Annotated in this window: 7 protein-coding genes and 2 pseudogenes; 5 read left to right on the top strand and 4 right to left on the bottom strand. The window is 42.1% G+C overall.

Features of this window, described 5'->3' with window-relative positions; translation table 11 throughout:
- Positions 1 to 151 (top strand): annotated as a pseudogene (locus EI164_RS17095) (IS30 family transposase); the annotation flags it as partial.
- Between the two features lie 487 nt (positions 152 to 638).
- Here EI164_RS17095 and EI164_RS12305 read toward each other — a convergent pair.
- The 3 genes and pseudogenes from EI164_RS12305 to EI164_RS17415 form a co-directional block, all read right to left on the bottom strand.
- Entirely contained in the window at positions 639 to 1,382 is a 744-nt protein-coding gene (locus EI164_RS12305) for a peptidase (protein ID WP_192520249.1), read from the bottom strand.
- Between the two features lie 122 nt (positions 1,383 to 1,504).
- Positions 1,505 to 2,293 carry a transglutaminase family protein gene (locus EI164_RS12300; protein ID WP_192520248.1) on the bottom strand — a complete coding sequence of 263 codons (789 nt, stop codon included), beginning with the start codon at positions 2,291 to 2,293 and terminating at the stop codon, positions 1,505 to 1,507.
- A 1,118-nt stretch (positions 2,294 to 3,411) separates the two neighbouring features.
- Positions 3,412 to 4,943: pseudogene (locus tag EI164_RS17415) on the bottom strand (circularly permuted type 2 ATP-grasp protein); the annotation flags it as partial.
- Between the two features lie 250 nt (positions 4,944 to 5,193).
- Between EI164_RS17415 and EI164_RS12290 the strand changes: the two are divergent.
- The 4 genes from EI164_RS12290 to rhuM all read left to right on the top strand — a co-directional run bounded on the left by EI164_RS12290 (position 5,194) and on the right by rhuM (position 7,729).
- Positions 5,194 to 5,829, top strand: coding sequence for a GDSL-type esterase/lipase family protein (locus EI164_RS12290; protein WP_192520247.1), 636 nt, complete (start codon positions 5,194 to 5,196; stop codon positions 5,827 to 5,829).
- A gap of 89 nt (positions 5,830 to 5,918) precedes the next feature.
- Complete coding sequence (locus EI164_RS17090) at positions 5,919 to 6,071, top strand: hypothetical protein (protein WP_225739271.1); 153 nt, start codon at positions 5,919 to 5,921, stop codon at positions 6,069 to 6,071.
- Positions 6,072 to 6,087: 16 nt separating this feature from the next.
- On the top strand, positions 6,088 to 6,675 hold the full coding sequence (locus tag EI164_RS12285) for a zinc-dependent peptidase (protein ID WP_263972668.1): 588 nt from the start codon (positions 6,088 to 6,090) through the stop codon (positions 6,673 to 6,675).
- Positions 6,676 to 6,736: 61 nt separating this feature from the next.
- Positions 6,737 to 7,729 (top strand): RhuM family protein, encoded by a 993-nt coding sequence (gene rhuM, locus EI164_RS12280; protein WP_192520246.1) that lies wholly within the window; start codon positions 6,737 to 6,739, stop codon positions 7,727 to 7,729.
- Between the two features lie 183 nt (positions 7,730 to 7,912).
- Here the strand turns inward: rhuM and EI164_RS12275 are convergent, their stop codons facing one another.
- Positions 7,913 to 8,587 carry a hypothetical protein gene (locus EI164_RS12275; RefSeq protein WP_192520245.1) on the bottom strand — a complete coding sequence of 225 codons (675 nt, stop codon included), beginning with the start codon at positions 8,585 to 8,587 and terminating at the stop codon, positions 7,913 to 7,915.
- Between the last annotated feature and the right edge of the window lie 469 nt (positions 8,588 to 9,056).

Below are 9,056 nucleotides of genomic sequence, written 5' to 3'. Positions count from 1 at the left end.
CGGCCTTATCAGAGAGTACTTGCCTAAGGGTTGTGACTTTAGACAAGTCTCTGATGATGAGATGCAGGACATTGAGAACAAATTAAACAACAGACCAAGAAAACGATTAGGGTTTAAGACGCCTATGCAGGCGTTCTATAATATTAATTAGCGTTGCACTTGGTGTGTTAATCTAAGTCATAAAATAAATAGCTAGCGACAACAGATGTCGCAACGAAAGAAACCTGTTAATTATGTATTGACAGTACTTACTGTTATAAGGCAGAATTAACGGGTTGTGAGATTTAGCGTTTCACCGTTTACGGTGAGGGGCGACGTTGCGTCGTCCACGAGTCAAGCCATTACATTTTACCCAAGGAAGACTGTTTCAGTCCTGCTAATACCTAGATAAAGGCCCTAGTGTCATTAGCTCGCTGGCGCAATCACGCAATCGTGATTGAGCTAATGCACTAGGGCCTTTATCTAGGTGCAGTCCAGTGAGTCTTCCATGTACCAGGTCATGAGGTAGATTACACAACACTGAATGAATCATGATTATAATGACATTCAAGGCCTTTAAAACAAAACCGGAGTAGAGCTGTTTATTCAGCGCTACTCCGGTTTTTTATTGCCTGCTTGAGGTCTTACGACTCACTGAACTATTTATTCCAATAATTATCAGGATATTCAGGCAGCTCGACCAATATATTACGCAGCGACTTTGACCATTGACGACGAATTTGATTGAAATAATCGTCACTCTCATCGATACGGCGACCCTCAGGCATCTCTAAGCTGTCACTGTTATAGATCACAAAGTCTATCGGCATACCCACTGACAAGTTTGAGTGAATAGTTGAGTCGAATGAAAGCATCAAGGCCCGTGCGGCATGCTGTATATCGGTGTCGTATGTGACCGAGCGATCTAGAATAGGCTTGCCGTACTTGCTTTCGCCTAACTGAAAAAATGGTGTGTCTTTGGTGGCTCTAATACAATTACCCTCAGGGTAAATCATATATAACTCATGCGGCTGGCCTTTTATTTGACCACCCAACATAAACGAGCTGGTAAACCGACTGCCATCATTATCGTTGGCAACTTGTTTTGCATGATTCATCACGTTACGCATACATTCGCCTACCATTTGGGCTGCATCAAATAACGTCAGTGCGGTATTGAGGTTGCTTTCATAACGCTGGTCAATATCATTCTGCAACTTGGTAAATACGGCTTGTGAGGTGGCTAGACTGCCTGCGGTTTGTAGTACCATGACGCGTTCGCCTTCAATGCCATACTGATATAACTTTCTAAAGGTTGATATATGATCAACGCCTGCATTGGTGCGCGTGTCACTAGCGAAAACCATGCCTTCTCTTAGGCGAATGGCAGCACAATAAGTCATAAAACATCCTGATTGTAATTGATTTAATTTAAAAGAGTTACAAGATAACCGAAGTTAACGTTGTAACTCTCTTATAGTGGATTGGCTATAGTAATCGTAAAGTAGAGTCGTTAATGATTGTCCTATGATAGTCGTTTGACTAGCACTTGGCTATAAAGGTTCTCATAGCCGCCGCCCATTCTGACACCGCGGACAGGAGCTGTGTCTAAATAGTCTCTACCAATGGCGACGTAGACGTGAGAGCTTGGTTGAAACAATTGGTTGGAGATATCAAAGGTATACCAGTAGCCGTCTAGCCAAACCTCTGCCCACGCATGGCTTGCCATATGGTTTTCGGTATCGTCATACAGGTAGCCTGACACATAGCGGGCTGGAATATGCTGATCACGGCAGCAACCCAAAAACACATGAGTGTGATCTTGGCATACGCCAGCGCTCGTTGCAAAAGACTCAGCAGCTGTCGTACCTACATGAGTCACATCTTTCACAAACGGCATTTTCATGATAAGTGCATTGGCCATCGATTTGAGACTGTCATGGGTGGGGTTTTTTAGATAGGGCGCGGCAAAATCGCGCATCTCTTGTGAACATTTGGTCAAAGGTGTTTGTACGGTAAACAGTAGGTAGGGGACATGAGCCATATCCTCTAAACGTTTGGTCTCTATATCGATTTCAACGATACCGGATGCTTGCATTTGCAAATTATTATGCGCTTCATTACGGCTTAGCGTGAGCCAGTCATTACCAAACCCATCCTTTTGATTGGTTGCCACTTTAGGGAGCATTACTTCCCATTTATGGATAATTTGATGAGGCATCTGCATTGGAGTCATGCGTATATATTGGACACTGCGCTGTGCAAGCTCACCGTAATAATAATAGTTGGTTTGGTGGCTGATTTGAAGTTTCATGATAGCTTCCTATTTTCTGTTTATTTCATATGTATAATCAATCTCATATAAATCGAATACAGGATCAGGCTCGCTTAGTTTGTTCTTGTTAATGCTTTTACGTGCCTGCCTTGTTTTGTTTTTAAATACTATTAAATTGACTATATCATTAGCGCTTTTCATCATTTTATGGCTAGGGCGTGTCACCAATTAGATTATGAGCATTAAAATGAGATAAATTGATGCTAAACAAGGAAAAACTCGCAGTGAATATGAATATATTGACAAGCGTTTTGACACCGTTTAACGAAAGTTTAGCCATTTTAAAGCTTTAAATTGCATCAATGTGCTAATTGATGACATGCCTAGACACCTTGACGCAAAATGATATTAAACTCTTTACTAATCAGCTCAAAATCGCTAAATTTCTTCGATCGAATCATTTGGTTGGCCAAACGTGTCAGCTCGCGCCAGCGCGTGTTTTCCGGCAACTCATTGATCCAATACTTAAATTCAAGACTGACTTCTATTGAGTCCTCTTCTAATAGCACAGCCCGCTCAAGCTGCTCAAAATGACGACCTAATTGCCAAAAGCAAGTCACTGTCGGATGCTCTTGTTTCATAGCGGCATTACAGGCATGTAGCTGCAAGGTTGCAGCCCGATAAGTGCCAGCACTTGAGAGACGCTTAATCAAGTTGTATAACTCAGCGGTGTCTTTACCAATGACGCCTTTTGCTTCCTGTACATTGTCATCTATCGATTGAACGATGTTCGGTATGATGTTTCGCTCCAAATCAGACATCATCTGTGCTTTCATGGTTTTAGACGATTCGTTTATATCTGCATTAAAACCTAAGTGACTGATTAAATGCTTAAGCTGTGATTTTTTAAAATTATCTTTGACCAGTTTTTTCATGACATCATCATAGTAATACAGCCGCTCGCTGTATCGACCTAGCCATATGAGATAACTGGCGGTGGAGAGTAGTAGTATCATCGGTGCATCGTCTAGCATCTCATAGCCTGCTTCTAGCGGCTGGACACGATCATAATAGTTGGCGTGATCTGAGGTGTTGACGTCTGATGATAAAGGCGAGCACTTGCAGTTTGTTTTTTTGGTGGAAGACTTTAAGTTACTGTCATCGATAACCCAAGTGTCTTTGATGCCGCCACCTTGTGAGGAGTTGACGACCAATGAGCCTTCAACCATCGCCACTCGTGTTAAGCCGCCTGGTACGATATCGACGGTTCCATCACCATGGCTTAATATAAAAGGTCGTAAGTCAATGTGTCTTGGTGCAATACCATCACTGACCGCTGTTGGGTAGTAGATAGTGATATCGTCGGCTGGGCAATAAACCCCGCTGGGTTTTCTAACAGACGCACACGGTAATCTTCAATCTCTTGTTTGGTCGATGTTGGTCCTATAAGCATACCGTAGCCACCAGAGCCTTGTGTTTCTTTGACCACCAAATCACCCAGATTGGCGAGCACGTATTCAAGATCATCAGGTTTGCGGCATTGGTAGGTTTCAATATTTGGCAGGATGGGTTTTTCACCCAAATAAAACTCAATCATATCTGGGACAAATGGATAGAGACTTTTGTCATCGGCGACGCCAGTTCCCGGTGCATTGACAATGACCACGTTGCGAGAACGGTAAGCACTCATGAGTCCTGACACGCCCAAAATAGAATTGGAAGAAAACGCCAGTGGGTCAATATAAGGATCGTCAATACGGCGATAGATAACATCGACCTGCACCTTACCGCGAATCCCCTGCATATAAACCTTGCTGTCCTCGACGATTAGATCATAACCATGAACCAGCGGCACATTCATCTCATGTGCCAAAAATGCATGCTCATAATAAGCACTGTTGAAACGCCCTGGGGTTAAGATAACAATTTGTGGGTCGTATTTGCTGGTAGAGCTGGCTAGACAGGCTTTGAGACGTTTGGGGTAATCACTGATACCTAAGATGGGTGTGTCTTCAAATATATCAGACAATAACATCTCTGATATATTGCGGCTCTCTAACATATACGAGACGCCAGATGGTGTGCGCAGATTGTCCTCTAATACACAGAATTTGCCAGATTCGTCTCGGATTAAATCGATACCACTGATATGTGAGTAGATAGCTTTGTCAAGCTCAATACCCATCATCCATGGTTCATAGCAGCCACTTGCATAGACATAAGCATCGGGGACAACCCCTTCTTTCATAATAGCTTGGTCATGATAGATATCATGCAAGAAAGCATTGAGGGCAGTGATGCGCTGTTTACATCCAGCCTCTACTTGCTGCCATTCGCTAGCGGAGATGACACGCGGAATGATATCAAACGGAATCATTCGTTCAATATTTTTGGCATCACTATACACCGTAAATGTCACACCTTTACGGTAAAATATGTCAGCGGCTTGTTCGTTTAAATGGTTGAGGGAATCGAGGTTGATGTCATTTAGCCAATTGCCAACAGATTTAGCAACAGGGCGATATTGACCTTTACTGTCTTGTAATTCGTTAAATATCTTAGGCGGGCTGGGCGTTTCGGATGGTTGTTTTTGCAGTCGGTCTTTAACGGCTGCTTTGGTGGTAGCCGCGCTCTGTGTCTGACTTTGCGTTTTGCCTTGATTTTGGGATTGAGATGATTTTTGCTCCATAACGACCTCACGTATTCTAGGTAACCTCTCCACTGTTATGGGTAGACCAGTCTGTACAATATACCCAAAAAACAGTCCGTGTCTGATTTAAACTATACAACGTATACTGAGTAACATACAACAAGCGTTAGACAATAGGTTTTAAATAAGTTTAACTAAATTGTAATAAATTTAATCAAACGTGAGCCAGTGCACTGATAACGTATTGATAAGTGTGTACTGAAGTAAGTAATAGGACGAGAGGGTAGACATGAAGTTTTGTAAGCAAATGTTAGGGCTGGCAAGTATAGGGATTACTACTATTGCTCTGAATGGTTGTGCTAATGAACCAACACAAGCGACTTTGCCTACGGGTAGCACAGTGATTGCTTTAGGCGATTCACTGACGTATGGTTATGGTGCCAGTCCTGAGACAGCTTATCCTGCGGTCTTGGCAACCATGACGAAATGGCGTCTGGTGAATGAAGGGGTTAACGGTGATACCTCTGCTGATGTGCTGGCACGAACGGATCAAGTCATTAATCAAAATCCTGATTTGGTATTGCTCAGTGTCGGTGGCAATGATGTGTTGCAGCAGTTACCTCCCAATACCACAACTGCCAATATCACAGCGACTATCAATCAGTTAAAATCGGCTGATATCCCCGTCGTGCTGATCTCACAACCTTATTTCAGTGCCAGTGCGCTGTTTGGCAAAGCCAGTGACAACCCTATTTATGAAGATATTGCCGAATCAGAAGGGGTGCCGCTATATGCCAATGGCTGGTCAAAGATACTGTCAGACGATGCGTTGAAATCTGATAAAATCCATGCCAATACCGCAGGGTATCGACAATTTTCAGAAGGTCTGTATAACTATTTGCAAGAAGTAGGAATGTCTAACTAAGTATTTGTTTTTATAAGTATTATCGTCTTTTTTGATGTTCTTCTAATTATTGTTGTTTTCATAATCTTATGGATGTAGGGTAAAAGTATATGTTTAACCTCATAAAAGACTGGCGCGAGCAGCGCATACTGGATAATAGTGAGTTTAGTACCACTGATTGGGTGCAAGCTGCCAAGCGTATAGCAATACTTGATAGACTAGATGAAGATGAGATGAAGCGACTGTTTGATCTTACAACTTGATCTTACAACGTTGTTTTTGGCTGATAAATCTATCACCGGTGCTCAAGGGTTTGAGGTGACTGACACCGTTAGACAATCGATTGCTTTGCAAGCCTGTTTGCCGATTCTAAACCTAAGCCTTGAGTGGTATGCTGGCTGGTCATCTATTATCATTTATCCCAGCTCATACAAAAGCGACACAACCACGGTGGATGAGTTCGGTATCGTCCATCAAGGTAGTCAACACCGTAGCGGAGAAGCGTGGCTACGTGGACCTGTGATCTTGTCATGGAAAGATGCCAAACACTCAGGTGAGCGTGATGGGCACAATGTCGTCATTCATGAGTTTGTTCATAAGCTCGATATGATGAATGGCAGCGCCAATGGCTTTCCACCGTTGCAGCATGATACTGATCGCACTCAGTGGACTAAGGTGATGACGCGAGATTTTGCAGACTTTCAAGTTCATCGAAAGTCGGGATTAGATCGTTATGGTGCGAGTAATCCAGCAGAATTCTTTGCAGTATTGAGTGAGGTGTTTTTTGAGACACCGCAAAACCTGATTGATGCTTATCCGGATATTTATGACATCATGGTCAAATTCTTTCGTCAGACGCCACTATAAATAATTCTTGAAGCTTTCTCTAAAACAGTATGAACGTATATATTAGGATTAAAAAACTGAGATGATTACTGCGATAAATGACGATATGGCAACAGTAGAGATCTATGAAAGTGCTGATGGAAAGGCGCAAGTAGATGTGCGCTTTGAGCAAGAGACAGTTTGGCTGTCACAAGCACAAATGACTGAGCTGTTTGGCCGCGATCAATCAGTGATCTCTCGCCATATTAATAACGCCATAAACGATGAAGAAATCGCTGAAAAAAGCAATATGCAAAAAATGCATATTGCAAATTCAGATCGTCCAGTAACCTTTTATGACCTAGATGTGGTTATATCAGTAGGTTATCGCATCAAATCTCCTCAGGGAGTGCAGTTTAGACGTTGGGCAACGCAGCGTCTGCGTGAGTACTTGGTACAAGGTTATACGCTCAATCAACAACGCTTCGATAAAAACTCAAGCGAGCTACAACAAGCGTTAAATCTAATCAAAAAAACTGCGCAAAGCCCCGAGCTAAAAACCGATGAAGGACGCGGACTGGTTGAGATTATCAGCCGTTATACGCAGACGTTTTTATGGTTACAGCGCTATGATGAAGGTTTGCTTGACAGTCCCGCAGGACAAGATGGTGGCATACTCCCCAATACGACTGAGGCGATGGCAGCGCTGACGAATTTGAAAGCGCAGCTGATAGACAGGGGTGAGGCAACTGAATTATTCGCTAAGCCTCGTGGTGATGGCTTGGACAGTGTATTGGGCAATTTAGAGCAAACGGTCTTTGGTGAGCCTGCGTATCCGACTATCGAGAGTAAAGCGGCGCATCTACTGTATTTTATGGTAAAAAACCATCCCTTTACCGATGGCAATAAACGCAGCGGTGCTTTTTTGTTCGTGGATTTTTTACACCGTAACCATCGGTTGCTAAATGACAAAGGTGACATGGTTATCAATAATACCGGGCTTGCAGCATTAACCTTACTGGTTGCGGAATCTGACCCCAATCAAAAAGAAACCTTGATTAAGCTAATTATGAATATGTTGTCATTAGAGGGCTAATCCACAAAATTTCTATTAAAAGCCATATCGACAACCGTATCAAAAACCATGCAACCTGACATACAACATGAGTTGCAAAATATATACTTATATTTGAATATATGCTGTATTTACAAGCAGATAGAGTAGGATGCCCGTTAACAATCAGCTTATAAGCTTGTTAGGTTAGTCGTTTTATATACTCTAAATCGTCCATTGGTCACTAATAATCGCTACAAGATAACGCTTTCCCTGATAGCTATCAAACACCAAACGCATCGCACGCCAATCCATGCCACCATATTCTTCGCTACCGCTACTATAAAACTCAACGAAATCAGAGTTTTGATATATTTTGTTTAAGTTATCAATACTGTTGCCCATAGCTTGGCTGTTATTAAGGGTAATCGTAGGGTTGTCATTAAAGGCGCTTGCATTGACCCAAGTGCGCAAATAGTCAGGCAATGGCGTGACAAGTAAGTCACCAATGCCGTCTTTTTCGCCCCAAGTGAAGCGAATATTGGACTCATGTAAATATTGTAGGTATTGAGCACGGCTAAAGACTTTATCTGATTCTGGGCGAATATACGCATACATTGAGAATCGAACGCCGCGTGTTGGGTGGATATCGTTAGCAATACTGGCATAGTCGCCATTGGCCAGCGCTTGCTGAATGCGTAAGGATTGCTGTTCCAGTGTTTGTTGATTTATAACAGCCGTGTCGATGCCTGAATTGTTTTGATTTATGCTATTTTGATCTGTATTATTTTGAACGATGTTCTGCGGCGTGCTCATAATAGATTGAGATTGACAGCCAGCCAATAATAATGGCAATGCAAACATCATGCTCAATGCTGAGGTCGTAGATAATTTCGTCATAAAAATATCCTTAACGTGAATAAGACTATTATTTATAGTAACAGTACACAGAAATAAATTCTCAAGAATAAACTGGCTAATAAATTTAATCAGCGTATATTTTATAACTTAGTGATAGCAGATAGCCAGAATGAGAACGCTGTAAGTGCTATATAAAAGCTTTATTATAAATCACCAAAACCCGTTGGTTTGTTTTCGCATAATGTATATTATGTTAAACTAAGGGTACCATACAATAAGTTCATATAATTATACTTTTATGGAATTAGGTTTACGGTGTTAAATCACCATTGAAGCTGTACAGCCTCACTTCATAGGTCAAAAACTCCTGCGTGTTATTACTTATATAGCACGCAGGGCTGAGCCTTCAACAGTTATATGATTAATAAAACCCTTGGCTCAAATCAAAAATCTATCGTTGCTGAAAGCATAAATGTACGCGGATCACCTAAGGCAAGATCGTTGTAAG

The sequence above is a fragment of the Psychrobacter sp. FME13 genome (assembly GCF_014861395.1).
Taxonomy (GTDB): domain Bacteria; phylum Pseudomonadota; class Gammaproteobacteria; order Pseudomonadales; family Moraxellaceae; genus Psychrobacter.
This window is presented reverse-complemented; position numbering and strand designations above follow the sequence as displayed.